The 24,406-nt window shown below is 69.7% G+C and carries 19 protein-coding genes; 13 read left to right on the top strand and 6 right to left on the bottom strand.

What is annotated here, in order from left to right; all coding sequences use genetic code 11:
- Nucleotide 1 precedes the first annotated feature (1 nt).
- From sufC to sufB, 4 genes are read right to left on the bottom strand one after another with little or no spacing between them, the layout of a single operon-like run.
- Nucleotides 2-772 (bottom strand): Fe-S cluster assembly ATPase SufC, encoded by a 771-nt coding sequence (sufC, locus tag J2X55_RS16215; RefSeq protein ID WP_056232130.1) that lies wholly within the window; start codon nucleotides 770-772, stop codon nucleotides 2-4.
- A gap of 41 nt (nucleotides 773-813) precedes the next feature.
- Nucleotides 814-1,143 carry a non-heme iron oxygenase ferredoxin subunit gene (locus J2X55_RS16210; protein ID WP_309824651.1) on the bottom strand — a complete coding sequence of 110 codons (330 nt, stop codon included), beginning with the start codon at nucleotides 1,141-1,143 and terminating at the stop codon, nucleotides 814-816.
- A complete protein-coding gene (gene sufD, locus J2X55_RS16205; RefSeq protein ID WP_115918790.1) occupies nucleotides 1,140-2,333 on the bottom strand; it encodes a Fe-S cluster assembly protein SufD in 1,194 nt (397 codons plus the stop codon). Before sufD ends, J2X55_RS16210 begins: the two co-directional genes overlap by 4 nt.
- A complete protein-coding gene (sufB, locus tag J2X55_RS16200) occupies nucleotides 2,334-3,752 on the bottom strand; it encodes a Fe-S cluster assembly protein SufB (RefSeq protein ID WP_115918981.1) in 1,419 nt (472 codons plus the stop codon).
- A gap of 249 nt (nucleotides 3,753-4,001) precedes the next feature.
- Between sufB and J2X55_RS16195 the strand changes: the two genes are divergently transcribed.
- From J2X55_RS16195 to J2X55_RS16185, 3 genes are all read left to right on the top strand, one after another.
- Nucleotides 4,002-4,988: a heme A synthase gene (locus J2X55_RS16195; RefSeq protein WP_115918792.1), complete on the top strand. Its 987-nt coding sequence runs from the start codon at nucleotides 4,002-4,004 to the stop codon at nucleotides 4,986-4,988.
- Nucleotides 4,989-5,219: 231 nt separating this feature from the next.
- A complete protein-coding gene (locus J2X55_RS16190; RefSeq protein WP_115918794.1) occupies nucleotides 5,220-5,711 on the top strand; it encodes a dinucleotide-utilizing enzyme in 492 nt (163 codons plus the stop codon).
- Nucleotides 5,712-5,795: 84 nt separating this feature from the next.
- Entirely contained in the window at nucleotides 5,796-6,350 is a 555-nt protein-coding gene (locus J2X55_RS16185) for a GNAT family N-acetyltransferase (RefSeq protein ID WP_309824650.1), read from the top strand.
- A 97-nt stretch (nucleotides 6,351-6,447) separates the two neighbouring features.
- Here J2X55_RS16185 and J2X55_RS16180 read toward each other — a convergent pair whose 3' ends face one another.
- Nucleotides 6,448-7,374 carry a heme o synthase gene (locus J2X55_RS16180; RefSeq protein ID WP_115918798.1) on the bottom strand — a complete coding sequence of 309 codons (927 nt, stop codon included), beginning with the start codon at nucleotides 7,372-7,374 and terminating at the stop codon, nucleotides 6,448-6,450.
- A gap of 229 nt (nucleotides 7,375-7,603) precedes the next feature.
- Here J2X55_RS16180 and tkt point away from each other — a divergent pair, with 229 nt between their 5' ends.
- The 7 genes from tkt (at nucleotide 7,604) to J2X55_RS16145 (ending at nucleotide 18,537) form a co-directional block, all read left to right on the top strand.
- Entirely contained in the window at nucleotides 7,604-9,733 is a 2,130-nt protein-coding gene (tkt, locus tag J2X55_RS16175; RefSeq protein ID WP_309824649.1) for a transketolase, read from the top strand.
- A gap of 19 nt (nucleotides 9,734-9,752) precedes the next feature.
- The gene (tal, locus tag J2X55_RS16170; protein WP_309824648.1) at nucleotides 9,753-10,874 is read left to right on the top strand and encodes a transaldolase; all 1,122 of its coding nucleotides are present in this window, start codon (nucleotides 9,753-9,755) and stop codon (nucleotides 10,872-10,874) included.
- Nucleotides 10,871-12,496, top strand: a complete 1,626-nt coding sequence (locus J2X55_RS16165) for a glucose-6-phosphate isomerase (RefSeq protein WP_309824647.1) — start codon at nucleotides 10,871-10,873, stop codon at nucleotides 12,494-12,496. The genes tal and J2X55_RS16165 overlap by 4 nt, the downstream gene beginning before the upstream one ends.
- Before the next feature lie 2 nt (nucleotides 12,497-12,498).
- Nucleotides 12,499-14,049 (top strand): glucose-6-phosphate dehydrogenase, encoded by a 1,551-nt coding sequence (gene zwf / locus J2X55_RS16160; RefSeq protein WP_115918806.1) that lies wholly within the window; start codon nucleotides 12,499-12,501, stop codon nucleotides 14,047-14,049.
- Complete coding sequence (locus J2X55_RS16155; RefSeq protein WP_210112932.1) at nucleotides 14,046-14,993, top strand: glucose-6-phosphate dehydrogenase assembly protein OpcA; 948 nt, start codon at nucleotides 14,046-14,048, stop codon at nucleotides 14,991-14,993. The genes zwf and J2X55_RS16155 overlap by 4 nt, the downstream gene beginning before the upstream one ends.
- Nucleotides 14,990-15,781 carry a 6-phosphogluconolactonase gene (gene pgl, locus J2X55_RS16150; RefSeq protein WP_115918810.1) on the top strand — a complete coding sequence of 264 codons (792 nt, stop codon included), beginning with the start codon at nucleotides 14,990-14,992 and terminating at the stop codon, nucleotides 15,779-15,781. The genes J2X55_RS16155 and pgl overlap by 4 nt, the downstream gene beginning before the upstream one ends.
- 224 nt (nucleotides 15,782-16,005) lie before the next feature.
- Nucleotides 16,006-18,537 carry a LuxR C-terminal-related transcriptional regulator gene (locus J2X55_RS16145; RefSeq protein WP_309824645.1) on the top strand — a complete coding sequence of 844 codons (2,532 nt, stop codon included), beginning with the start codon at nucleotides 16,006-16,008 and terminating at the stop codon, nucleotides 18,535-18,537.
- A gap of 45 nt (nucleotides 18,538-18,582) precedes the next feature.
- Here J2X55_RS16145 and J2X55_RS16140 read toward each other — a convergent pair whose 3' ends face one another.
- Nucleotides 18,583-19,875 carry a glycosyltransferase family 2 protein gene (locus tag J2X55_RS16140; RefSeq protein WP_309824644.1) on the bottom strand — a complete coding sequence of 431 codons (1,293 nt, stop codon included), beginning with the start codon at nucleotides 19,873-19,875 and terminating at the stop codon, nucleotides 18,583-18,585.
- 293 nt (nucleotides 19,876-20,168) lie between these two features.
- Here J2X55_RS16140 and J2X55_RS16135 point away from each other — a divergent pair, with 293 nt between their 5' ends.
- From J2X55_RS16135 to glmS, 3 genes are read left to right on the top strand one after another with little or no spacing between them, the layout of a single operon-like run.
- Entirely contained in the window at nucleotides 20,169-21,500 is a 1,332-nt protein-coding gene (locus J2X55_RS16135; RefSeq protein WP_115918983.1) for a nucleotide sugar dehydrogenase, read from the top strand.
- Nucleotides 21,497-22,555 (top strand): NAD-dependent epimerase/dehydratase family protein, encoded by a 1,059-nt coding sequence (locus J2X55_RS16130; RefSeq protein ID WP_115918816.1) that lies wholly within the window; start codon nucleotides 21,497-21,499, stop codon nucleotides 22,553-22,555. Before J2X55_RS16135 ends, J2X55_RS16130 begins: the two co-directional genes overlap by 4 nt.
- Entirely contained in the window at nucleotides 22,555-24,369 is a 1,815-nt protein-coding gene (gene glmS / locus J2X55_RS16125; RefSeq protein WP_309824643.1) for a glutamine--fructose-6-phosphate transaminase (isomerizing), read from the top strand. The genes J2X55_RS16130 and glmS overlap by 1 nt, the downstream gene beginning before the upstream one ends.
- Nucleotides 24,370-24,406: the final 37 nt, after the last annotated feature.

Raw genomic sequence — 24,406 nt, 5'->3', positions numbered from 1 at the left:
CCTACGCGTCGATCGGCGTACCGGCCTCGAGGAAGCGGTCGTAACCCTCTTCTTCGAGTCGGTCGGCGAGCTCGGGGCCGCCCTCTTCGACGATGCGGCCCTTGACGACCACGTGCACGAAGTCGGGACGGATGTAGCGAAGGATGCGCGTGTAGTGCGTGATCAGCAGCACACCGAGATCGGTCTGCTCCTTCGCGCGGTTGACGCCCTCGGACACGATCTTGAGCGCATCGACGTCGAGGCCGGAGTCGGTCTCGTCGAGCACGGCGATCTTCGGCTTAAGCAGTTCGAGCTGGAGGATCTCGTGGCGCTTCTTCTCGCCGCCCGAGAAGCCCTCGTTGACGTTGCGCGAGGCGAACTTCGGGTCCATGCGGAGGTTCTCCATGGCGCCCTTGACGTCCTTGGTCCACGAGCGGATGGCCGGAGCCTCGCCGTCGATGGCCGTCTTCGCGGTACGGAGGAAGTTGGTGACGGTGACACCGGGGATCTCGACCGGGTACTGCATCGCCAGGAAGAGGCCCGCGCGAGCGCGCTCGTCGACGCTCATCTCGAGCACGTCCTCACCGTCGAGGGTGATGGAGCCGCTGGTGACGGTGTACTTGGGGTGACCGGCGATCGTGTACGCCAGGGTCGACTTGCCGGAGCCGTTGGGGCCCATGATCGCGTGGGTCTCACCGGTGCGCATCGTGAGCGTCACGCCGTTGAGGATCGGGGTCGTACCGTTCTCCGTCTCGACCGTCACGTGGAGGTCGCGGATCTCGAGGACAGACATGGTGTTCCTTACTCGTAAATTCTGGGGGTCGTGGGCGCGGCTCAGGCCGTCGCCTTGGTGACGGACGGATCGATGAGCACGTCGTCTCCGTCGATCACGACCTCGTACACGGGCACCGGCTCGTAGGCCGGGAGGTTCAGCGGTCGACCGGTCTTGAGCGAGAAGGCCGAACCGTGAGCCCAGCACTCCAGCGTCTCTCCCTCGACGAAACCGTCGGAGAGCGAGATGTCGCCGTGCGTGCACACGTCGCCGATAGCGTGGACATCGCCGTTACCGTCCAGCACGACGGCGATCGCGACCCCCTCGATTTCAACGCGATGCGCCTCGTCCTGGGTGAGGTCGCTCAGAGCGCACGCGCGCGAGGCGCTCACGCCTCGGCTCCCGCGGCCAGCTCGTGCTCGATGGCCTCGATGAGCTCGGTCTCGAGCTCGGGGATGCCGATACGCTGCACGATCTCGCTGAGGAAGCCCAGCACGACAAGGCGACGAGCCTCGTCCTCCGCGATGCCGCGGGCCTGCAGGTAGAACAGCTGCTCGTCGTCGAAACGCCCCGTGGCGCTGGCGTGACCCGCACCCTGGATGTCACCGGTCTCGATCTCGAGGTTCGGGATCGAGTCGGCGCGGGCGCCGTCGGTGAGCACGAGGTTGCGGTTCGCCTCGTAGGAGTCGGTGCCCGTGGCATCCGGCCCGATGAGGACGTCGCCGATCCAGACACTGCGTGCGCTCTCGCCCTGCAGCGCGCCCTTGTAGAGCACGTCGCCGACGGTGTGCGGCCCCTTGTGGTGCAGGTAGACCTGCGACTCGAGGTGCTGACCGGCGTCCGAGAACGACAGGCCGTACAGGCGTCCCTCGGCGCCGGGGCCCGAGAGCTCGACGGAGGGGTTGACGCGTACGACGCCGCCACCGAAGCTCACCACGACGTGCGTGAGCTTGGCGTCTCGGTCGACTCGGGCCTGATGGGATGCCGCGTGCACGGCGTCGTCGTTCCAGCGCTGCACCGAGACGACGGTGAGGTCGGCGCCGTCGCGCACGATGATCTCGACGTTCTGGACGTGGTTCGCCGTGCCCTCGTGACGCAGCACCACCGTGCCGCGCGAGTTCGGCTGCGCCTCGATCACGACGTGGGCGTGGGCGAGGCCGCCCGTGCCGGTCAGGCGCACGACGACGGGCTCGTCGAGCTCGACGTTCGCGGGGATCCGCAGCAGCGGCGCTTCGGTCTCGTGCGTCCAGGCGAGGGCGGCGGTGAGGTCTTCCGGGCGGAAGTGCTCACCGCGCGGGGCGTCGCCCGCGGCCAGGCGCAGCTGCTCGACGGCGGCCGGGGCGCTGACCTCGACCGAGACGACGCCCGAGGGGCCCGCCTCGTCGACGAACAGCGGCGCGAGCCGGTCGATCGGCGTCAGCTTCCAGTTGACCTCGCGGCCCGAGGGCACACCGAAATCGGCCGGATCGAACGAGGTCGGTCGCTCCGAGCGCGTCTGCACCGGAACGACGGATGCCACGAGTGCGGCGGGGTCGATATGCCCCTCCGCGGCGGCTGCGGGAGTGTCAGTCGCAGTCGTCATTTAGCCTACGGATCCTTCCATGCCCATCTCGATGAGCTTGTTGAGCTCGAGCGCGTATTCCATCGGCAGCTCGCGGGCGATCGGCTCGATGAAGCCGCGCACGATCATGGCCATCGCCTCGTCTTCGGGCATACCGCGCGACTGCAGGTAGAACAGCTGCTCTTCGCTGACCTTCGAGACCGTGGCCTCGTGGCCGAGCTGCACGTCGTCGACGCGGATGTCGATCGCGGGGTAGGTGTCGCTGCGCGAGATCGTGTCGACCAGCAGCGCGTCGCAGCGCACCGTGTTGGCGGAGTGGTGCGCGTTGGCATCCACTCGGACCTCACCGCGGTAGCCCGCACGGCCGCCGCCGCGCGCGATCGACTTGGAGACGATCGACGACTGCGTGTAGGGCGCCATGTGGATCATCTTCGCGCCGGCGTCCTGGTGCTGACCGGGACCGGCGAACGCGACCGAGAGGGTCTCGCCCTTGGCGTGCTCGCCCATGAGATAGATGGAGGGGTACTTCATCGTCACCTTGGAGCCGATGTTGCCGTCGACCCACTCCATGGTCGCGCCCTCGTGGGCTACGGCCCGCTTGGTGACGAGGTTGTAGACGTTGTTCGACCAGTTCTGGATCGTCGTGTAGCGAACGCGGGCGTTCTTCTTCACGATGATCTCGACCACGGCCGAGTGCAGCGAGTCGCTCTTGTAGATCGGAGCGGTGCAGCCCTCGATGTAGTGGACGTAGCTGTCCTCGTCGGCGATGATCAGCGTCCGCTCGAACTGGCCCATGTTCTCGGTGTTGATGCGGAAGTAGGCCTGCAGGGGAATCTCGACGTGCACGCCCTTGGGGACGTAGACGAACGATCCGCCCGACCACACGGCCGTGTTCAGGGCGGCGAACTTGTTGTCTCCGGCGGGGATGACCGTGCCGAAGTACTCCTCGAAGAACTCGGGGTGCTCGCGCAGAGCGGTGTCGGTGTCCATGAAGATGACACCCTGCTGCTCGAGGTCCTCACGGATCTGGTGGTAGACCACCTCGGACTCGTACTGCGCGGCGACGCCGGCGACGAGGCGCTGGCGCTCCGCCTCGGGGATGCCGAGCTTCTCGTACGTGTTGCGGATCTCTTCCGGCAGGTCTTCCCAGGTCTGGGCCTGCTTCTCGGTCGAGCGGACGAAGTACTTGATGTTGTCGAAGTCGATCTCCGACAGGTCCGCACCCCACGTGGGCATGGGCTTGCGGCCGAACAGCTGGTAGCCCTTCAGACGCGTCTTCAGCATCCACTCGGGCTCGGACTTGAGGGCGGAGATCCCGCGCACCACGTCCTCGTTGATCCCGCGCTGCGCGATCGCGCCGGCGGCATCGGTGTCGTGCCAGCCGAACTCGTATTGCCCCAGGCTTTCGAGCTCGGGTCGGTCGATGAGTACATCGGACATGGTGATCACTCTCCTTCTCGGGCCACAACGGTGTCATCCGCCCCGGCATTCCGGACTCCGGTCGAAGTCTCAGGAACGACGCTGGTGGGCCCGCTCGAAGGCGCTGGCTGCGCGCCTAGACTGTCGTGGGTGCGGAACGCGTGAGCGCTGCACCCGGACCCTTCGATTCTACAGGCAACACCCGCTCCCGGCATGGCAGGCCCGCTCTCTCCACAGCCCGGAGCACCTCGACGCCAGGAAGCCGTACGCATGCCCTCCGCCTCGTCCCCCACCGCCTCGACCCGCGTCCCCGCCGCCTTGCGTCGCTTCGCGGCCTGGCTCCCGACCGATGTCGATCGTCGCGTTCGCGTGTTCGCCTGGCTGTCGTTCGTCGCCGAGGTGCTGATCATCGGCACCGGAGGCGCCGTCCGCCTCACCGGCTCGGGCCTCGGGTGCCCGACCTGGCCGAAGTGCACGCCCGACTCGCTCGTGAACACCCAGGAGATGGGCATCCACGGCGTCATCGAATTCGGCAACCGGACGCTGACGGGGCTCGTCGGCATCCTGGCCATCGCCGTCGTCGTGCTCGTCTGGCGGATGCGGCACGAGCGTCGTGTGCTGTTCGTGCTCTCGCTCGTCGTGCTCGTCGGGATCATCGCTCAGGCCGTCGTCGGCGGGATCACGGTGCTCACGGGCCTGAACCCCTTCATCGTCGGCTTCCACTACGTCGCCTCGGTGTCGCTCGTGGCCGTGTGCGCCGCCTTCCTCGTCCGGATGAACCAGCCTGCCGGTCCGCGCCAGCTCGCGGCGCCGCGGTGGTTCGCCGGTCTCGTCCACGCCACCACCGGCGTCCTGGCCCTCACGATCGTGTTCGGCGTGCTGACCACCGGCGCAGGCCCCCACTCGGGCGACGCGTCCGCCGGACGCAACGGCTTCGACGCCGAGGTGCTGGAGCACGTGCACTCGTGGCCCGGGTACGCGCTGTTCGCGCTGACGCTGGTCGTCGTCATCGCGGCGTGGCGCCTGCGCCTGCCGGTGCGCCGCTGGGCCCTCGCCCTCCTCGCCGTCGAACTGGTGCAGATCGCCGTGGGCCTGTACCAGGCGCGCAACGGCCTGCCCGAGTTCGCCGTCGGCACGCACATGGTGCTCGCCGCCCTCGCCGCCGCGACGATGACCGTCGTCGTGCTGCGCCTGAAGCAGCCCGCGGTCGCGGGACGTCAGGACCCCGTGCGCGAGGCGGCCTCCGCGCGCGGCTGAGGCCGGGCGCCCGGCCCGCGACCGGCTCTCGGGCCGAGCGCCCTCGGCAACCGGGAACCCGCTCCCGACCCCCTTATACGCTCATAGGCGATTCATCGGCGACCCCTACACCGCGCACCGACGCATGGGTCATCGTTGAACGTGGCATTCCCGTGCCCACCGTCCCGTCGTCCCCCGCTTCGGGACCCGCCGCCCGACAACCCCCTGTCGGAACGACAAGGAGTACTCCCCATGAAGACTCGCCCCCGCCTGGTGACCAGCATCCCGTTCTGGGTGCTCGTGGTCGCATCCCTGGCCGCCATCGCCGGAGGACTCGCGATCGTCCTGAACGGGATCGACGCGATGGAGCAGGTGCTCAACGACCCGAACGCCACCGTCGTGCAGGTCTACGTCGGCCAGTCGTGGGTCGTCGTCGGTGCAGCCGTACTCGGCGCCGGTGCCATCGGCATCGTCGCGGTTCTGGCCCTCGCGGCCGCTGCCACGCTCACCCGCCGTCCCGACGTCGCGATCGAGACCATCGATTGGAACAGCGACGACGAGACCGTCGCCGAGAGCTCGGCTCCCGTCGCCCCGTTCGCGCCGGCCACCACCGCCACCCCCCTCGCGGTCGAGGATGCCGACGTCGAGACGCCCTCGACGGCCACCGCTCCCCCGCAGGCCGCCGCGGCAGCGCACCACGACGAGCCCCGGCTCGACACCGGAGACGACACCGCGCGTCGCTGATCCCGTGCCTCGAAGCGCCCGCTCCCGTTGGGGGCGGGCGCTTTCGTGTCTCCGGAAGACGGGGCGAATGCGTACCGTGGAGGGATGTTCACACTGCGCACGACCCGAGAGGACGACTGGCCCGAGGTGCGGTCGTTCCGCATCGAGAACGCCATGGACAACCCCGTGTCGTGGACCGCGACCGTCGAAGAGACACGGCTCATCCCCGACGACGGCTGGAAGATGCGCGCACGTCGCGGCGAACAGCCGGACACGACGAGCGTGGCCGCCATCGCCGACGAGACGGGTCGGTGGCTCGGCATGATGTGCGCGCAGATCGGCGACGCTCACGGCCCCGAACCCGTCCTCACGGGTGTCTACGTGACTCCGGACGCACGCGGGCGCGCGAACGGCGTCACCGACGCCCTGCTCGCCGCGGTCCTGGGCTGGGCGGCAACACGCGGAACGACCCTCCGGCTCTGGGTGGCCGAGCGCGCCACCCCGGCCCGGAAGTACTACACACGGAACGGGTTCGTCTCCACTGGACGCACCCAGGAGCTTCGGGTCCTCGGACGCGAACCCCACCCCGACGACGGCGGCCTCGTGGAGATGAGTCGCTCCCTGATCGCCGACGCACCCCGCGCGGACGCCGACCGCTGATCGCCACGGCCCCGGCTCGCTCGGTCACGCCAGGAACCGGCATCCGGAACGAAAAAGCGCCCGCTCCAAGAACGGGGCGGGCGCTTTCTGGAAGAGTTCAGAACGGAAGCAGCGGGTCGACCGCGATCGCGACGAATAACAGCGTCAGGTAGGTGATCGAGGCGTGGAACACGCGCATGGGCCGCGGCTCTCCACCGCGGACGGCGCGAGAGTACAGGCGGTGCGACTCGTAGATGAACCACCCGCCGAACACGAGCGCCGAGACCGTGTAGACCAGGCCCATCGGCGCGACGGGGATGAGCAGCAGCGAGCACGCGACGGTGGCCCACGCGTACAGGATGACCTGCAGACCCACCTGCGAACCACTGCGGGTCGCGCCCAGCATGGGCACATCGACCTCGTCGTACTGGGCCGCGTACTTCATCGACAGCGGCCAGTAGTGCGGCGGCGTCCACAGGAAGACCAGCGCGAACAGGATGAAGGGCGTCCACGAGAGCGAGCCCGTCACGGCCGACCAGCCGATGAGAACCGGGAAGCACCCCGCGATGCCGCCCCACACGATGTTCTGCTCGGTACGGCGCTTGAGGATCATCGTGTAGATCACGACGTAGAAGAAGATCGCCGCGGCCGAGAGACCCGCCGCCAGGACGTTGGTGAAGACCCACAGCCACACCGTCGACACCGCGGCGAGCGTCCACGCGAACACCAGCGCGCCGCGCGGCGAGACCTCGCCCGTCACGAGCGGGCGGTTGACGGTGCGCTGCATGTGGGCATCGATGTCGCGGTCGAGGTACATGTTGAACGCCGCCGCCGAGCCCGCGCTGAGCGAGCCGCCGACGACGGTGGCGAGGATGAGCCACAGGTTCGGGAGGCCGCCCTGCGCCAGGATCATCACCGGCACGGTGGTGACGAGGAGGAGCTCGAGGACGCGGGGCTTGGTCAGAGCGACGTAGGCCCGGAGGGTGCGTCCGACGGAGCGGCGATCGGTCGTCGCAATGACGTGCGACGTCGTCGAGATGTCCATCGTCCCCCGGGGTAGCGCGTATAGAACCTCCACGATTCTATGCCATCTCCACCACACGACCGGCCGTCTGTCGACCCCCGTCACGCACCGCAACCTGCGACGGCGTTCTCGCTATGCTGACGGTGAACGCGCGCCCCGCGCCGACACCCCACCCCTCTCCCACTCCTACGGTGGTGAGTGCGGCGTCGGAAGTGAACCCGGGCGCTCAGTATCGAGAAAGGCGACCCAGTTGTCGGACTTCGAATGGGATGACATCGATCGGCGCGCGGTGGACACCGCTCGCATTCTCGCGGCGGATGCCGTCGAGAAGGTGGGCAACGGCCACCCCGGAACCGCGATGTCGCTCGCTCCCGCGGCCTACCTGCTCTACCAGCGCGTCCTGCGCCACGACCCCGCTGACACCCACTGGCCGGGTCGCGATCGCTTCATCCTGTCGGTCGGCCACTCCTCGCTGACGCAGTACGTGCAGCTGTACCTCGGCGGCTTCGGCCTCGAGAAGAAGGACCTCGAGGCGCTGCGCACCTGGGGTTCGCTCACCCCCGGCCACCCCGAGTACGGCCACACCGACGGTGTCGAGATCACCACCGGCCCCCTCGGCCAGGGCCTCGCGTCGTCGGTGGGCTTCGCCTACGCGGCCCGCTACGAGCGCGGCCTGTTCGATCCCGAGACGCCGGCCGGCGAGAGCCCCTTCGACCACTACGTCTACGTGATCGCCGGTGACGGCGACCTCCAGGAGGGCGTGACCAGCGAGGCCTCCTCGCTCGCCGGCCACCAGGAGCTCGGCAACCTCATCGCCATCTACGACTCCAACCAGATCTCGATCGAAGACGACACCAACGTCGCTTTCACCGAGGACGTCCAGAAGCGCTACGAGGCCTACGGCTGGCACGTGCAGACGGTCGACTGGAAGAAGACCGGCGAGTACGTCGAAGACGTCGCCGAACTGAACGCCGCCATCGAGCGCGCCAAGGGCGAGACGAGCAAGCCCTCGCTCATCGTCCTGAAGACGATCATCGGCTGGCCCTCGCCCGGCAAGCAGAACTCCGGCAAGATCCACGGTTCGGCCCTGGGCGCCGACGAGCTCAAGGCCACGAAAGAGGTGCTCGGCTTCGACCCCGAGCAGCACTTCGCCGTCGACGACGACGTCATCGCCCACACGCGCAAGCTGGTCGAGCGCGGCGAGGCCGAGAAGGCCGCCTGGCAGCAAAAGTTCGACGCGTGGGCCGAGGCCCACCCCGAGCGCAAGCAGCTGTGGGACCGTCTGCAGGCCCGCGAGCTCCCCGAGGGCATCGCCGACGCCCTCCCCGCGTTCGAAGCGGGCAAGGACGTCTCGACCCGCGCCGCGAGCGGCACGGTCATCAACGCCCTGGCCGCCGAGCTCCCCGAGCTCTGGGGCGGTTCGGCCGACCTCGCCGAATCGAACCTCACCACGATCAAGGATGCCAAGTCCTTCATCCCCGCGGAGTGGTCGACGCACGAGTGGTCGGGTGACGACTATGGTCGCGTGCTGCACTTCGGCATCCGCGAGCACGCGATGGGCGCGATCCTCAACGGCATCGTCCTGCACGGCCCCACGCGTCCGTTCGGCGGCACGTTCCTCATCTTCAGCGACTACATGCGCCCGCCGGTGCGTCTGGCCGCCCTGATGAACATCCCGACGATCTTCGTGTGGACGCACGACTCCGTCGCCCTCGGCGAGGACGGCCCCACGCACCAGCCGATCGAGCAGATCGCCACGCTCCGCGCCATCCCGAACTTCGCCCTCGTCCGTCCCGCGGACGCCAACGAGACGAGCGTCGTCTGGCTCGAGATGCTGCGCCGCACCGCCGGTCCCGCCGGTATCGCCCTGACCCGCCAGAACATCCCCGTCTTCGCTCGCGGCGAGGGCGCGGCATCAGGTGACGAGTTCGCCTCCGCCGAAGGCGCGGTCAAGGGTGCGTACGTGCTGGCCGAAGCGAAGAACGGCGAGCCCGACGTGATCCTCATCGCGACCGGCTCCGAGGTGCAGCTGGCCGTCGAGGCGCGCGAGACCCTCGCCGCCGAGGGCGTCCACGCACGCGTCGTGTCGGCCCCGTCGCTCGAGTGGTTCGCCGAGCAGGACGAGGAATACCGCGAGTCGGTGCTGCCCTCGTCGGTGAAGGCGCGCGTGTCGGTCGAGGCCGGTTCCGCCCTCAGCTGGGCGGGCATCGTCGGCGACGCCGGACGCTCGGTCGCGATCGACCACTTCGGTGCGTCGGCCGACTACAAGACCCTTTTCCAGAAGTTCGGCATCACGACGGAGCACGTCGTCGAGGCCGCCCGCGAGTCGCTTGCTGCCGCGGGAGCGGCAGCCGGGCAGACGTCCGCAACGCAGAAGTAACCAGAGGAGAACCAGAACAATGAGCACTCCCACCGCAGATCTCTCCGCCGCCGGCGTCAGCATCTGGCTCGACGACCTGTCGCGTCAGCGCATCCAGTCCGGCAACCTCGCCGAGCTCATCGAGAAGCGCGACGTCTCGGGCGTCACCACGAACCCGACGATCTTCGCCGGTGCGCTGTCGAAGGGCGAGGCGTACGAGGGCCAGGTCAAGGAGCTCGCCGCGGAGAACGCCAGCGTCGACGAGGCGATCTTCTCGATCACCACCGACGACGTGCGCGACGCGTGCGACATCTTCCTCCCCGTCTTCGAGGCCACCCACGGCGTCGACGGCCGCGTCTCGATCGAGGTCTCCCCTGACCTCGCGCACGACACCGAGGGCACCGTCGCGCAGGCGAAGGACCTCTCGGCACGCGTCGACCGCAAGAACGTCCTCATCAAGATCCCCGCGACCAAGGCCGGTCTGCCCGCCATCACCGAGGTCATCGGTGCGGGCATCTCGGTCAACGTCACGCTGATCTTCAGCCTGGAGCGCTACGAAGAGGTCATCGACGCCTACCTCGCGGGTGTCGAGAAGGCGCGCGACGCCGGTCACGACATCTCGACCCTCCAGTCGGTCGCCTCGTTCTTCGTCTCGCGCGTCGACACCGAGATCGACAAGCGTCTCGCGGCGATCGGCACCGACGAGGCCGCCGACCTCAAGGGCAAGGCGGGTATCGCGAACGCGCGCCTGGCCTACGAGCTCTTCGAGAAGAAGTTCGCCGAGCCCCGCGCCAAGGAACTGCTGGATGCCGGTGCCACGGTGCAGCGTCCGCTCTGGGCCTCGACCGGTGTCAAGGACCCGGCTCTGCCCGACACGCTCTACGTGACCGAGCTCGTCGCCCCCGGCACCGTCAACACGATGCCCGAGAAGACGCTCGAGGCCACCTTCGACCACGGCGTCATCACCGGCGACACGGTCACCGGCGCGTACGCCGAGGCGCACGAGGTCTTCGACCGCCTCGCCGCGGCCGGAGTCGACGTCACCGACGCCACGCAGGTGCTCGAGGACGAGGGCGTCGAGAAGTTCATCGCCTCGTGGCACGAACTGCAGGACACCGTCAAGACCGCACTGCAGGCCGGAAGCGCCCAGGCCGCGCAGTGACTCTCGCCGTCAAGGTCACCGGCCACGTCAAGTCGGTCGTCGACGCGGAGTTGCCGGGCCTGACGGGCTCGCTCATCGCATCGGGGATCACCGCGGGCGACGCCTCCCTGTGGGGCGCCGCCGCGGAGGACGAGGCCTCGCGTCGGCTCGGGTGGGTGCGGGCGGTCTCCGTCTCGCGCCCGCTCGTGCCCGAGATCACGGCCCTGCGCGACGAACTCGTCGCGCAGGGCGTGACCCGCGTGGTCCTCGCGGGGATGGGCGGATCCTCGCTCGCCCCCGAGGTCATCGCGCAATCGGCGGGCGTGCCGCTCGTCATCCTCGACTCGACCGCTCCTGGCCAGGTGCTCGCCGCGATCGACGGCGACGCCGAGTCGGGCGGACTCGAGCAGACCGTCCTGGTCGTCTCGAGCAAGTCGGGTTCGACGATCGAGACCGATTCCGCCAAGCGCGCTTTCGAGGCGGCCTTCCGCGACCTGGGCATCGACCCGGCCGGACGCATCGTGGTCGTCACCGACCCCGGCTCCCCGCTCGAGGAGTCGGCTCGGGCCGACGGTTACCGCGTCTTCACCGCCGACCCCACGGTGGGCGGCCGCTATTCGGCGCTGACCGCGTTCGGGCTCGTCCCGACCGGCCTCGCGGGCGTCGACATCGAAGACCTCCTCGACGAAGCGGATGCCACCCTGCTCGAGGTCGCGATCGACTCGCCCGAGAACCCCGCCCTCGTGCTGGCCGCGGCGATCGCCGGAGGCGGCGATCTTCGCCGCGACAAGCTCGGCCTGGTGACCGACGGCAGCCACATCATCGGCCTGCCGGACTGGATCGAGCAGCTCGTCGCCGAGTCGACGGGCAAGAACGGCACCGGCATCCTGCCCGTCGTCCTGCTCCCGGTCTCGCCGGAGCTCGAGGCGAAGCCCGACGACCTGCAGGTCGTCCGCTTCGTCGACGACGCCGACGCGTTCCACCTGTTCGAGCGTCACACCGGCGAGGTCCTCGTGAGCGGCTCGCTCGGCGCCCAGTTCGTCGTGTGGGAGTACGCGACCGCGATCGCCGGTCGGCTGTTGGGGATCGATCCCTTCGACCAGCCCGATGTCGAATCGGCGAAGACCGCGACGCGCGGCCTGCTCGACGCGCAACCCGCCCCCACCGCCCCCGCCTTCGTCGACGGCGGCGTCGAGGTGCGCGTCTCCGACCCGGCCCTGGGTGCCAGCGGCACGGTCGCGGGCGTACTCGCGGCGCTGTGGCAGACCGTACCGTCCGACGGCTACGTCAGCGTCCAGGCCTACGTGAACCGTCTCGAGCTTGCTCAGCTCCAGGGGCTGCGCGAACTCGTGGCCGCCGACTCCGGACGCCCCACCACGTTCGGGTGGGGGCCGCGGTTCCTGCACTCCACCGGGCAGTACCACAAGGGAGGACCCTCCACCGGCGTCTTCCTTCAGATCCTCGAACGTACCGATGTCGACCTCGAGATCCCCGGTCGACCGTTCACGTTCGGACAACTCATCAACGCACAGGCCGCGGGCGACGCGAGCGTGTTGGCGGAGGGCCACGGCCGTCCCGTCGTCACGCTGACGCTGACCGACCCGCAGGTCGAGGTGCTCTCACTCTTCGAGGCGGCGCAGTAAGCATGGTCGTAGAGATCACTCCGGGTCACAATCCGTTGCGCGATCCCGAGGATCGCCGTTTGAGCCGAATCGCGGGGCCCAGTGCCCTCGTGATCTTCGGCGTCACCGGCGACCTCTCGCGCAAGAAACTCATGCCGGCGGTCTACGACCTCGCCAACCGCGGACTCCTGCCGCCGGGCTTCGCGCTCGTGGGCTTCGCGCGCCGCGATTGGGAGGACCAGGACTTCGCCGAGGTCGTCTACGAGTCGGTCAAGAAGTACGCACGCACGGAGTTCCGTGAAGAGACGTGGAAGGAGCTCCTCGAGGGGATCCGCTTCGTCCAGGGAGAGTTCGACGACCCCGAGGCCTTCCAGCGGCTGCGCGCGACCGTCGACAAGCTCGACACCGAGCGCGGCACGATGGGCAACCACGCGTACTACCTCTCGATCCCGCCCAAGGCCTTCCCGCTCGTCACCACGCAACTCAAGGCGTCCGGTCTCGTCGGAGACGAGTCCGAAGGCGTCAAGGGATGGCGTCGTGTCGTCATCGAGAAGCCGTTCGGCCACGACCTCGCGTCCGCTCGCGAGCTGAACGAGGTCGTCGAGAGCGCCTTCCCCGCCGACTCGATCTTCCGGATCGATCACTACCTCGGCAAAGAGACCGTGCAGAACATCCTCGCGCTACGCTTCGCGAACGAGCTGTACGAGCCCATCTGGAACCGCAACTACGTCGACCACGTGCAGATCACGATGGCCGAAGACATCGGCGTGGGCGGCCGTGCCGGCTACTACGACGGCATCGGTGCAGCCCGCGACGTCATCCAGAACCACCTGCTGCAGCTCCTCGCCCTCACGGCGATGGAGGAGCCCATCAGCTTCAACGCTGCCGACCTCCGCGCCGAGAAAGAGAAGGTGCTCGCCGCCGTGCGCGTGCCCGAGAACCTCGCCGAGGCGACCGCTCGTGGCCAGTACGCCGGTGGATGGCAGGGCGGCGAGCAGGTGCTCGGCTTCCTCGAGGAAGACGGCATGAACCCCGAGTCGGTGACCGAGACGTACGCGGCCATCAAGCTCGAGATCAACACCCGCCGCTGGTCCGGCGTGCCCTTCTACGTTCGCAGCGGCAAGCGCCTGGGCCGTCGAGTCACCGAGGTGGCCGTCGTCTTCAAGCGCGCGCCGCAGCAGCTGTTCTCGCAGAGCCAGACGCAGGAGCTCGGGCAGAACGCCCTCGTCATCCGCGTGCAGCCCGACGAGGGCGTCACGATCCGCTTCGGCTCGAAAGTCCCCGGCGACGGCACCCAGGTGCGCGACGTCACGATGGACTTCGGCTACGGTCACGCCTTCACCGAGGCGAGCCCCGAAGCGTACGAGCGCCTCATCCTCGACGTGCTGCTGGGAGACCCGCCGCTGTTCCCCCGTCACGAAGAGGTGGAGCTCAGCTGGAAGATCCTCGACCCGATCGAGGAGTTCTGGGCCGCCCAGGGCGGTCCGCTCGAACAGTATTCGCCCGGTTCCTGGGGTCCGGCATCCGCCGACGAACTCCTCGCCCGTGACGGTCGCACCTGGAGACGCCCGTGATCATCGATCTGCCCGACACCACCGTCAGCGCCATCTCGAAGAAGCTCGTGAGCGTGCGCGAAGAGGGCGGCGCCGTCGCCCTCGGCCGCGTGCTGACCCTCATCATCGTCACCCACCACGGTGCCGAAGAAGAGGTGATCGAGGCCGCGAACGACGCCTCCCGAGAGCACCCGATGCGCGTCATCGCCGTGCTGTTCGGCAACGAAGACGCGGACCCCCGTCTCGACGCGCAGATCCGCGTGGGCGGCGACGCCGGGGCGAGCGAGGTCGTGGTGCTCCGTGCGCACGGTGCCGCGGGCTCCAACGCCGAGAGTCTCGTCACCGGATTGCTCCTCCCCGACGCTCCGGTCGTCGCGTGGTGGCCGGCCGACGCGCCCGAGGACCCTTCGCACTCCGCGATCGGTCGCATCGCGCAGCGTCGCATCACCGACGCTTCGTCGCAGGCGGACCCCGCCGCGTGGGTGGCCCAGCTCGGGGAGCACTACTCCCCCGGCGACACGGACTTCGCGTGGACTCGTGTGACGCGTTGGCGCGAGCAGCTGGCTGCCGTCCTCGACCAGCCGCCGTACGAGCCCGTGACCGCGATCGAGGTCCGCGGCGCCGCCGACTCCCCGTCGACGGCCCTGCTGGCGGCCTGGCTGGGGATGAAGCTCCAGGCTCCCGTCGACTACGCCTACCTGCCGGAAGACGAGTGGTCGAGCGGGATCAAGTCGGTGCGCCTGACGCGCCCGAGCGGCGACACGCTGCTCGAGCGCCCCGAGTCCGGCGTCGCGGTGCTGACCCAGCCCGGCCAGCCCACGCACGACCTGGCCTTCCCCCGGCGCACGCTGCGCGAGTGCCTTGCAGAGGAGTTGCGCCGCCTCGACCCCGACCTGCTCTACGGCCGGGTGATCACCGAGGGCCACGACCTGCTGCTCGCGGCGAGCGAGCGGGACGCGTCATGACCGACAACGGTTCGGTCAAGCAGGTCATCATCAAGCCGGATGCCGACACCCTGGCGTCCTACGTGGCCACGCGCTTCGTGAACCGCATCGTCAAGCGCGTCGCCGAGGGCAAGCGCATGCATGTCTGCCTCACCGGTGGAACGATGGGCGGCGCGGTCCTGCGCACGGCGGCGCGCGATGAACGCCTCGGGCAGGTCGACTGGTCGCTCGTGCACTTCTGGTTCGGCGACGAGCGGTTCGTTCCGCGTGACTCCGACGATCGCAACGAGAAGCAGGCGCGCGAGGCCTTCCTCGACCACCTCGACATCCCGGCCGAGAACATCCATACGGTCGCCTCGAGCGAGGACGGACTCGACCTCGATGCCGCGGCGATCGCGTATGCCGACGAGCTGGCGCAGTTCGCACCGTCCGACCGCAGCGAGACGGGCCCCTGGCCCGCGTTCGACATCTGCTTCCTCGGTGTCGGTCCCGATGCGCACATCGCGTCGCTGTTCCCCGACCGCCCCGAGATCTCGGTGACCGACCGCGCCACCGTGCCCGTACGGAACTCGCCCAAGCCGCCGAGCGACCGGGTGTCGCTGACGCGACCGGTGATCAACTCGTCCAAGCGCGTGTGGATGGTCGTGGCGGGTGCCGACAAGGCCGCGGCGCTGGGCCTCGCCCTCGCCGGGGCCAGCTACCAGAGCGTCCCCGCGGCGGGGGCCAAGGGCCGCCGTCGCACAGCGTTCTTCGTCGACGAGGTCGCGGCCGACCAGGTGCCGCCGCAGCTCATCGACCGCGAGTACTGAGTCGCCCGCGCCCCGTCGCGCAGAGGCGGGTGACAAGACCGGATGCCGCACGGCATCCGGTCTTTCGCATTCCGGACGGGCGTGTCGCTCGCGAATTTCCCCCTCTTGTCATCGACACACCGCGGTCTTACTCTCATGGTGGGGGGCATCCTGGACCGCTCGATGAGGATCGATCCGAACGGGTCGATCGGCGCCGAGCGGCCGACGCACGAGGGAGCGTTCGGATGCCATTTATCGGTCGTGTCCGAGAAACGCAGGTCGCAGAGGAAGACATCGCAGCCCGCGGGGGGTCGGCGCGATTATTCATCGGAGAGCCCGGAATCGGCAAGACGCGCCTCGCGCGGGAGCTCGCCGAGCGGCACGACACGGTCGTGATGTCGGCGAGACCCGACGAACGCATGTGGCCGTATTCGGGCCTGTCGGCCGCAGCCGCGGCGCTGGGCGGCGCGCGCGGCACCGCCGTCGACGGGCTGCTGGCTCGAGGACGGGACTGGCCGGAGCACCTCCTCGCGGAAGAGTTGAACAGGACGCTGCACCTCGTCCACGACGAGCCCGCGATTCTCCTCATCGATGACCTCGACGAGTTGGACAGTGCGAGCGTGACAGTCCTGTCGTTCGTCTTCGCCCGCCTGCGCGGCACCGGCCTCACCGTCCTCGCCACCGCCCGAGGCTCCGGCGATCACGGAGATTTCACGGGGATGGCGCTCACGCGGATCCGGCGGCTGCCCTTCGACGAGTCCGTCGACCTCGCCCGGTCGGTGCTCGGTACGAACACAGCGGTCGCCGTCCTCTACACGGTCGCCGAGGTCACCGCGGGTCACCCGGGCACCATCGTGCGCGTACGACTCACACCCCGCGAGGCCGTCGGTGATCACCCTCTTCCGCTCCCCCTGCGTCTGGCGGAAGACCGGACGCGTCGGAGAGGGGAGGGACGTCAGACCGGTGACCCCTGTGTGGCGTCGCTAATGGACCTGGTGGCGATCGGCCCCGTCTTCGATCACGACCGTTTGGCACTCGTTGCCGCGGACCGTGGCCTCGACCTCGACGCCCTCATCCACGACGGGCTCCTCTCGGTGCACGCGGGGCTGGTCCGCATCGCTGATCCCGCCCGTCGTCTGCGCCACCTCGCGGCGCTGTCTACGGAAGAGCGTCGCCACCTCCATGTCCGCTCCGCGCAGGAACACGAGGGGGCGTACCCGGCCGCGTGCCTGTGGCACATGAGCCTCACCGAGCCCGGAGCCGACCTCGAACGTCTGCTCATCGCGGCCGTCGACCTCGCCCGTAGCGGCGATCACCTCGCGGCGATCGAGTTCGCCGAAAGAGGTCTGACCGGGGAGGTCGATCCCGCGGCACGCTGCCGCCACCTCATCGACCTCGGCGAGGCCCTGGTCCTGCAGGGCCAGGACGTGCAGGGGCGCCACTACCTCGCGCGAGCCGGGCGCTCGGCCGATCCCGGTCTGCGCGCTCGCGCTGCTCTGGCCCGTCTTCGCGCCACGGCCGCGATCGAACACGTGGTCGACGAGACCGCCCTGACCGTCGCGGTCGAGGCCGACAGCGACGACGGACGCACCGCCGAGCACGTGCTCTGCGAGAGCGCGCTCCTGCACCTGTGGCACGGCGACCCCGAGCGCGCGCGCGAGCTCGTCGTGACGGCGGTCGATCGCGGTGTCGCTGCGGCCGAGACCGCGCTCGTGGCCAGACTGCTCGACGAACTCGGTGCCGACACGGTCACGGATCTCACGATCGACACCGGCGTCGGCACCGGGCCGGCAGGCGCTGATCCGCCGATCGAGCTGCAGCTGCTGGACCTGAGGGCCGGAATCATGCGAGAGGAGTACGCCGGGGTGCGCCGCAGGATCCGCTGGCTGCTCGATCGCACCCCTCGCCTCGCCCCGCTCTGGCGCGACCACCTGCTGTGTCTCCTCGTGACCACCGAGGTTCGCGGGGGCGATCCCCTCGGAGCCCGCGAGGCCGTCGCCGCGTGGCGGCGGGAATGGATCGATGGTCGCACCGTCGACGTCGCGACGATTCTCGTCCTGGCCTCGGCTGCGGCACTGGATCCTCTCGACGAGCGCGCGCACTCCCTGGTGCATCAGGGACGCGAGCTGTGCCGGAGGGAGGGCCGCCCGACTCTCCTCCCGTGGTTCGCCGTCATCGAGGGACAGATAGCCCTGGCCGAGGGCCGCTATCACGACGCGGTCACGTCTTTGCGCGAAGGTCGCGACGGCGTCGGAGCCGACGACCCCGCACTGACCCGCGCCGACGCCGACTTGATCGAGGCGCTGTGGCTCAGCGGAGATCCGGCGGATGCCCAGGTCGAGCTGCGCAGGCTCGAGCACGCCGCCCGCCGCTCCCCGCGTCGCTGGACGACGCTCGCGCTCGCCCGCTCGCGCGCCGTGTGCGCCTCGGACCGCGACGCCGTCAGCGCGTTCCGTGAGGCCGAGACGGTCTACCGCACCGATGACGCGCCGAGCGAACGGCGCCTTCTCGCGCGCGCCCGCGAACGCTGCCTCACGCTCGACGAACGCGCCCGACCCCGCATCCCTGCTGGCGATGCGACGCACGGTCGCTCGCTCACCGCCCAGGAACGCGACGTGATCGCCCTGGTCGAGAAGGGAATGCGAAACCGCGAGATCGCGGCATCCCTCTTCCTCTCGCTCCGCACCGTCGAGCTCCGGCTCACCGGGATCTATCGGAAGCTCGGGGTCAGCTCGCGTGCCCACCTCATGGCGACGCTGCACAATGCGGCGGGCTGATCGAAGGGATGCCGCGGCTCGCACGCGCGCCGGGGGCAGGTACCGCTACCGAGGCGAGGAAACCGCGGGCTCGGCAGCGGGCGGGACCGCGCGGCGGTCAGGGCTTCGCCACCGACCATCCGACGGGCGCCCGAGGGCCGCTCCGAGCGCCCGCAGGCACAGCACCGCATCCCACACACGCATGAGGGGGAAGAGCAGCATCCAGACCCGGGGCCGCTCACGCGAGATCGCGCATGCGAAGGCCGTCATCACGGCATCCACGATTACGAAGCCGAGCACGATCGGCCCGACGGGTGTCGCCGCCGACAGCGCCGACAGAGCTTCGCCCGCCTCCCCCGTCAGCAGGGGTGCGACCGCAGCCGCCCCTGTCGCGACCACGAGCACGGGAAGGATCGCCACCAGCGCGAGACTCGAGACCACGGTCTCGAGCGCGAACACGCCCACCGCCACCCAGAAGAGCCCGGGCCGCACACCGTGGCGGCGCACCGTCTGCCAGAAACCGAGGCTCCATCGCCGCACCTGCGCCGAGTAGTCGCGGAACACCGCCGGGTCCTGCGTCTCGGCGATGGCGCACTCGGGGTGGAAGGCGATGCGACCGAGCCGCTTCGCGTGCACCTCGAACGTCATGTTGAAGTCCTCGATCGACAGACCCGGCGCATCGATGTCGATGCGGTCGAGCACGTCCGTGCGATACAGGCTCGCAAATCCGGGCACGATCGCCACGGCATCCGCCCCGCGTGCCGCCTGGCCGAACTTGTGGAGGTATTGCGTGCAGACGTAGGTGCGCTCACGGTACGCGAGAAGAAAACGTCCCATGCGGGTGGTGCGCGTGTCGGTGGCGGTCGTCGCACGGCCGGCCACCGCGACCACTCCCTCGTCGGTGAACAGGGGCAGCGCCGTCCGAAGATAGTCCGGCCGGGGTCTCGAGTCGGCGTCGAGCAGCAGCAGGAGGGGAAAGCGCGACGGGATGCCGAAGCGTTCCAGGCCCGCCCGGATCGCCCCGGCCTTTCCCCGGTTGGGCGTGAGATCCCACGCGGCGGCCCCCTCGGCACGCGCGCGTTCCACCGTCGCATCGGTCGAACCGTCCGAGACCACGAACACGTTGCCCGCGGGCACCAGGCGGAGCGCAGCCGCGACGGCGTCGGCGATGACGAGCTCCTCGTTGTGCGCCGCGATCAGCACGGCCACCTCGTTGCGACGGTAATACATCGACGGTGACAGCAGGCCCTCCTGCACACGCCCCTCCGCCAGAAGGCGGCACAGCGCCGCGACGCCCCACACCAGGGTGGACACGCCGATCGTGCAGGCGGCGACGAGGACGACGGCGGCGGGGGTCATGGCATCCCTCCTTCTCGGGTCGGGGGGGGGTCGAAGCGACGCTACGCCCGGTCACGCGCGAGACGACCGCAATCTCCCGCACAGCGGGGTGCGGTGTCCCGCACGTGGTCGCGCGGTCGGCGGCAACCCGCATGATCCGGTCGGCGTGCTTGACCGCCTGCCGTGCCGCGCCGCAGTGTGATCCCCGGATCAGCGCGGTACCCGCTCGCACGCCGCCCCACCACCCGAATCGTCCGAGGGGGCGCCTCATTCCCCCTGAACCGCTCCCTCGGACCCTGCCCTGGAGGATGAAGATGTCCACTCTCGATGTCCGGACCGACGTGATCATCTCGTCGACGCCCCCGGCCCCCGCCCCGACGAGGACGTTCGATTTCGACGTCGCGATCGTCGGGCTGGGCTACGTGGGGCTCCCCACTGCTCTCGCGTACCACGCGAGCGGCTCCCGGGTACTCGCCCTCGACGTCTCGCCACGACGCCTGCGGGCGATCGCCGCGCGCAACGCCGACCTCATCGACTCCGACCGCGAACGCCTCGACACCGCTCTCCACGCGCCCGCCGGCTTCCGCCTCACCAGCGACATCGCCGAGTTGAGCCGCGCTGCCGCGATCGTCGTGTGCGTGCCGACGCCGGTCGACCACCAGCAGGTACCGGACCTCACCGCACTCCGGGCGGCGTGCGCCACCGTCGTCGCCGCCGCCCGGCCCGGGCAGCTCGTCATGCTCACCTCGACCACCTACGTCGGATGCACCCACGACCTCGTCGAGAAGCCGCTTCAGGAACGCGGGATGCAGGTCGGTCGCGACGTGTTCGTCACTTTCAGTGCCGAGCGCATCGACCCCGGCAACATCGGGTTCGCACAAGAGATCGTGCCCCGCGTCGTGGGTGGCGCGACGCCGCAGTGCGAGGAAGAGGGCGCGCGCCTCCTCGCCCGCTACGCCGCCCGGGTGCACCGGGTGTCGAGCCTGGCGACCGCCGAGATGACGAAACTGCTCGAGAACACCTTCCGCGCCGTCAACATCGCCCTGGCCAACGAGTTCGCCGACATCTGCGGCGCGCTCGCCGTGCCCGTCACCGAAGTCATCGAGGCCGCGAGCACCAAGCCCTACGGCTTCATGGCCTTCTACCCGGGCCCCGGGGTCGGGGGGCACTGCATCCCCTGCGACCCGCACTACCTGTTGTGGCAGCTCAAAGCCCTGCATGTCGACGCCGGCCTCATCACCGAGGCGATGACGCGCATCGCCGCGCGTCCGCGTCGCGTGGTCGACCGTATCCGCGACGTGCTCGGTCGCGCGGGCAAAGGGACGCTCGGCGCTCGCGTGCTCGTCGTCGGGGTCACCTACAAGCCCGACGTCGCCGACCTCCGCGAGTCCCCCGCTCTCGAGATCATCGACCACCTCATCGACGCGGGAGCGGAGGTGCAGTACGTCGACACGCACGCACCGCACATCCATCTCGACTCCGGCCGAGAGCGTGACTCCCTCGCCGAGCCGGCCACCTTCCACCCCGACGTCGTTCTGGTTCACACGCGACACCACGACAGCGACCTCGATTGGCTCGACGACGAGTCCCTGGTGGTCGACGGCACCTACCGCAGCGCTGACATCGCCGGGCGGGTGCTCCTGTGAGCGGCGTCTCGGTCTACCCGAGTTCCGCGCGCACGCGCACGCTCGTCACCGGTGGTGCCGGCTTCGTCGGCAGCCACCTCGTCGAGCACCTGCTGAATCTCGGCGACGAGGTCGTCGTCCTCGACGACCTCTCCACCGGCTCCGCTCGCAACCTCGCCGGCATCGCCGACAACCCGCTCCTCGAGATGATCCACGGCTCGATCCTCAACACCAAGACGGTGGGCACGGCGATGCAGGGCTGCGATCGCGTGTTCCACCTGGCCGCGGCCGTCGGGGTGAAGCTCATCGTCGAACAGCCCCTGCGGGGACTGCGCATCAACATCCACGGCACCGAGAACGTCCTGGCCGCGGCCATCGAACACCATGCCTCGGTGCTCCTGGTGTCCACGAGCGAGGTGTACGGCAAGAACACCGCCGACCGCCTGCGCGAGGACTCCGACCGCGTGCTCGGCGACCCGCTCCTCTCGCGCTGGACGTATGCCGGAGCGAAGGGGATCGACGAGGCGTTCGCCAAGGCGTACTGCGACCAGGAGGGTCTCGACGTCTCGATCGTGCGCTTGTTCAACACCATCGGCCCCCGACAGACCGGTCGCTACGGCATGGTGCTGCCCAACCTCGTGGGCCAGGCTCTGCGCGGCCATCCACTCACCGTCTTCGGCGACGGGCGGCAGACCCGCTGCTTCTCGGCCGTCGAAGACGTGGTCCCCGCGATGGTCGCGATCGAGCGCGACCCGCGCGCCCGCGGCCAGGCCTACAACCTCGGCGGTGCCCGCGAGATCTCGATCCTCGAACTCGCCGACGAGATCATCCGCACCCTCGACAGCCGGAGCACCGTCCAGCTCGTCCCCTACGAGCAGGCCTATGCGCCCGGCTTCGAGGACATGCGCCGCCGCGTACCCGACAACACCAGAGCGCACAAGCTCGTCGGCTACGAGCCCCGCACTCCGCTGACCTCGACGATCATGCGCGTCGCCGCCGACCTGCTCTCCCGCGAGCGGCTCGGTTCGGATTCCATGCCGCTCGCCGGCGCCGGTTCTTTCCGCGGGGTGCTCTGATGTGCGGGATCACCGCGTACCGCGGGCCCTCCTCCGCCGCATCCCGGGCTCGCAGCGCGCTCGAGCGCTTGGAGTACCGGGGCTACGACTCCGCCGGGATCGCCGCCCGGCACGACGACGGCACGGCGCTGCACGTACGCACGCTCGACGGCGTGGCATCCCTCACCGACGCGGTGCGTTCGGGGGAATCGGGGACGGATGCCACGACCGCCGCGATCGGCCATACCCGGTGGGCCACGCACGGCACCGTCAGCGAGCGCAACGCTCACCCGATCGAGGATTGCAGCGGTCGGCTCTTCGTGGTGCACAACGGGATCATCGAGAACGCCGACCTTCTCCGCGCACGGCTCGTCGCGGACGGACACCGCTTCGCCACCGACGTGGACACCGAGGTGATCGTTCACCTCATCGAGCAGGCCCTGCACCCGGGAGCCGGTCTCGGCGACGCCGTGGCCGACGCCGTCGCGCGCCTCGAAGGATCGTGGGCGATCGTCGCGCTCGACGCGCGCTCGGGAGCGCTCGCGGGCGCCGCGCACGGCTCGCCGCTTCTCTTCGCCGAGGGCGAGGAGGGGGTGTACTTCGCGAGCGACGTCGGTGCCGTCACGCCCGTGGTCGACGCGTTCCGCGTGCTGGAGGACGACGACATCGTCGAGGTCGACGCCGGCGACGTGCGCTGGCGCCGCGCCGGGGGCGGCTCCCGGCCGCGCGGGCTGTGGCCGGTGCCCCCGACGACCACCCTCGCCCGCACGGGGCGGCACCGCGACCACATGGGCAACGAGATCGACGAGCAACCCGCGGTCGCCAGCCGTGTGCTCGATGTCCTCGCCCCCGGCATCGCCGAGGGATTGCTCTGGCGCGGGATGGGCCTTCCCCCGCTCGACGAGATCGACCGCGTCACCATCCTCGGGTGCGGCACGTCGCTGCACGCGGGGCGGGCCGTGGCCGGTGTCTTCTCCCGCCTGGGCGGCCTTCCCACACGGGCCCTCATCGCGAGCGAGGCGGCGCACGAGGTCTGGGAGCCGCGTACCCTGGTGATCGCGCTGAGCCAATCCGGCGAAACGGCCGATGTGTTGAGAGCTCTCGACCGGTTGCCCGACCGCGGCTGCACGCTGCTGGCGATCACGAACACCCCTTTCTCGACGCTCGCGCGCCGCGCCGACGCTACTCTCGACTGCCTCGCCGGTCCCGAGATCGGCGTCGCGGCGACGAAGACGTTCGTCGCGCAGGTGCTCACGGGAGCGTGCCTCGCGCTGTCGGGGCTCTCGGTCTCGTCGCGCACCGACGCGGTTGCGCTCGAGGGCGACCTCCGGGCGCTGGCAGCCACGCCCGACGCGCTCTCGGCGGCTCTCGACGCCTGGCGCGGCCCCGCGGCCGAGAGAGCCGCGGAGTTCGTCGACGCCCCGGGCTTCCTCTTCCTCGGGCGGGGTTCCGGACTCGTGTACGCGGCCGAGGGTGCGCTCAAGCTCAAAGAGCTGTCGTATCGCTGGACCGAGCACCAACCGGCGGGCGAGCTCAAGCACGGGCCCCTCGCCCTGGTGGACGTCGGCACGCCCGTGTTCGTCGTCGACAACGGCGACCCGCGACTCGACGTGGATATCGCCGAGATCCTCGCCCGCGGCGGACGCGTGCTCCGCGTCGGCGAACGGATGCTGCACGTCGGGGGCCTGGCCATGCACCTGCCCCGAACCGGCCCCTCGTGGGGTCCGCTCGAGACGGTGGTGCCGCTGCAGATGTTCGCGCGCGAGCTCGCCCTGCGTCTGCGGCGCGATGTCGACAAGCCCCGCAACCTCGCCAAGTCGGTGACGGTCTCGTGATTCGCCTCGCCCTCCGACGCGCCCTCCCCACTCGAAA

The sequence above is a fragment of the Microbacterium sp. 1154 genome (genome assembly GCF_031455375.1).
Classification (GTDB): Bacteria; Actinomycetota; Actinomycetes; order Actinomycetales; family Microbacteriaceae; genus Microbacterium.
The sequence above is the reverse complement of the archived record's forward strand: the minus strand, read 5'-3'. Positions and strand labels throughout refer to the sequence as shown.

Excerpts from the sequence above, each read along its gene's own strand:
- pgl (WP_115918810.1), top strand. The coding sequence starts at position 14,990 with ATGACCGACAACGGTTCGGTCAAGCAGGTCATCATCAAGCCGGATGCC.
- sufB (WP_115918981.1), bottom strand. The coding sequence starts at position 3,752 with ATGTCCGATGTACTCATCGACCGACCCGAGCTCGAAAGCCTGGGGCAA.
- J2X55_RS16180 (WP_115918798.1), bottom strand. The coding sequence starts at position 7,374 with ATGGACATCTCGACGACGTCGCACGTCATTGCGACGACCGATCGCCGC.
- J2X55_RS16135 (WP_115918983.1), top strand. The coding sequence starts at position 20,169 with ATGTCCACTCTCGATGTCCGGACCGACGTGATCATCTCGTCGACGCCC.
- sufC (WP_056232130.1), bottom strand. The coding sequence starts at position 772 with ATGTCTGTCCTCGAGATCCGCGACCTCCACGTGACGGTCGAGACGGAG.
- tal (WP_309824648.1), top strand. The coding sequence starts at position 9,753 with ATGAGCACTCCCACCGCAGATCTCTCCGCCGCCGGCGTCAGCATCTGG.
- J2X55_RS16190 (WP_115918794.1), top strand. The coding sequence starts at position 5,220 with ATGAAGACTCGCCCCCGCCTGGTGACCAGCATCCCGTTCTGGGTGCTC.
- glmS (WP_309824643.1), top strand. The coding sequence starts at position 22,555 with ATGTGCGGGATCACCGCGTACCGCGGGCCCTCCTCCGCCGCATCCCGG.
- zwf (WP_115918806.1), top strand. The coding sequence starts at position 12,499 with ATGGTCGTAGAGATCACTCCGGGTCACAATCCGTTGCGCGATCCCGAG.
- J2X55_RS16145 (WP_309824645.1), top strand. The coding sequence starts at position 16,006 with ATGCCATTTATCGGTCGTGTCCGAGAAACGCAGGTCGCAGAGGAAGAC.
- J2X55_RS16185 (WP_309824650.1), top strand. The coding sequence starts at position 5,796 with ATGTTCACACTGCGCACGACCCGAGAGGACGACTGGCCCGAGGTGCGG.
- J2X55_RS16195 (WP_115918792.1), top strand. The coding sequence starts at position 4,002 with ATGCCCTCCGCCTCGTCCCCCACCGCCTCGACCCGCGTCCCCGCCGCC.
- J2X55_RS16140 (WP_309824644.1), bottom strand. The coding sequence starts at position 19,875 with ATGACCCCCGCCGCCGTCGTCCTCGTCGCCGCCTGCACGATCGGCGTG.
- sufD (WP_115918790.1), bottom strand. The coding sequence starts at position 2,333 with ATGACGACTGCGACTGACACTCCCGCAGCCGCCGCGGAGGGGCATATC.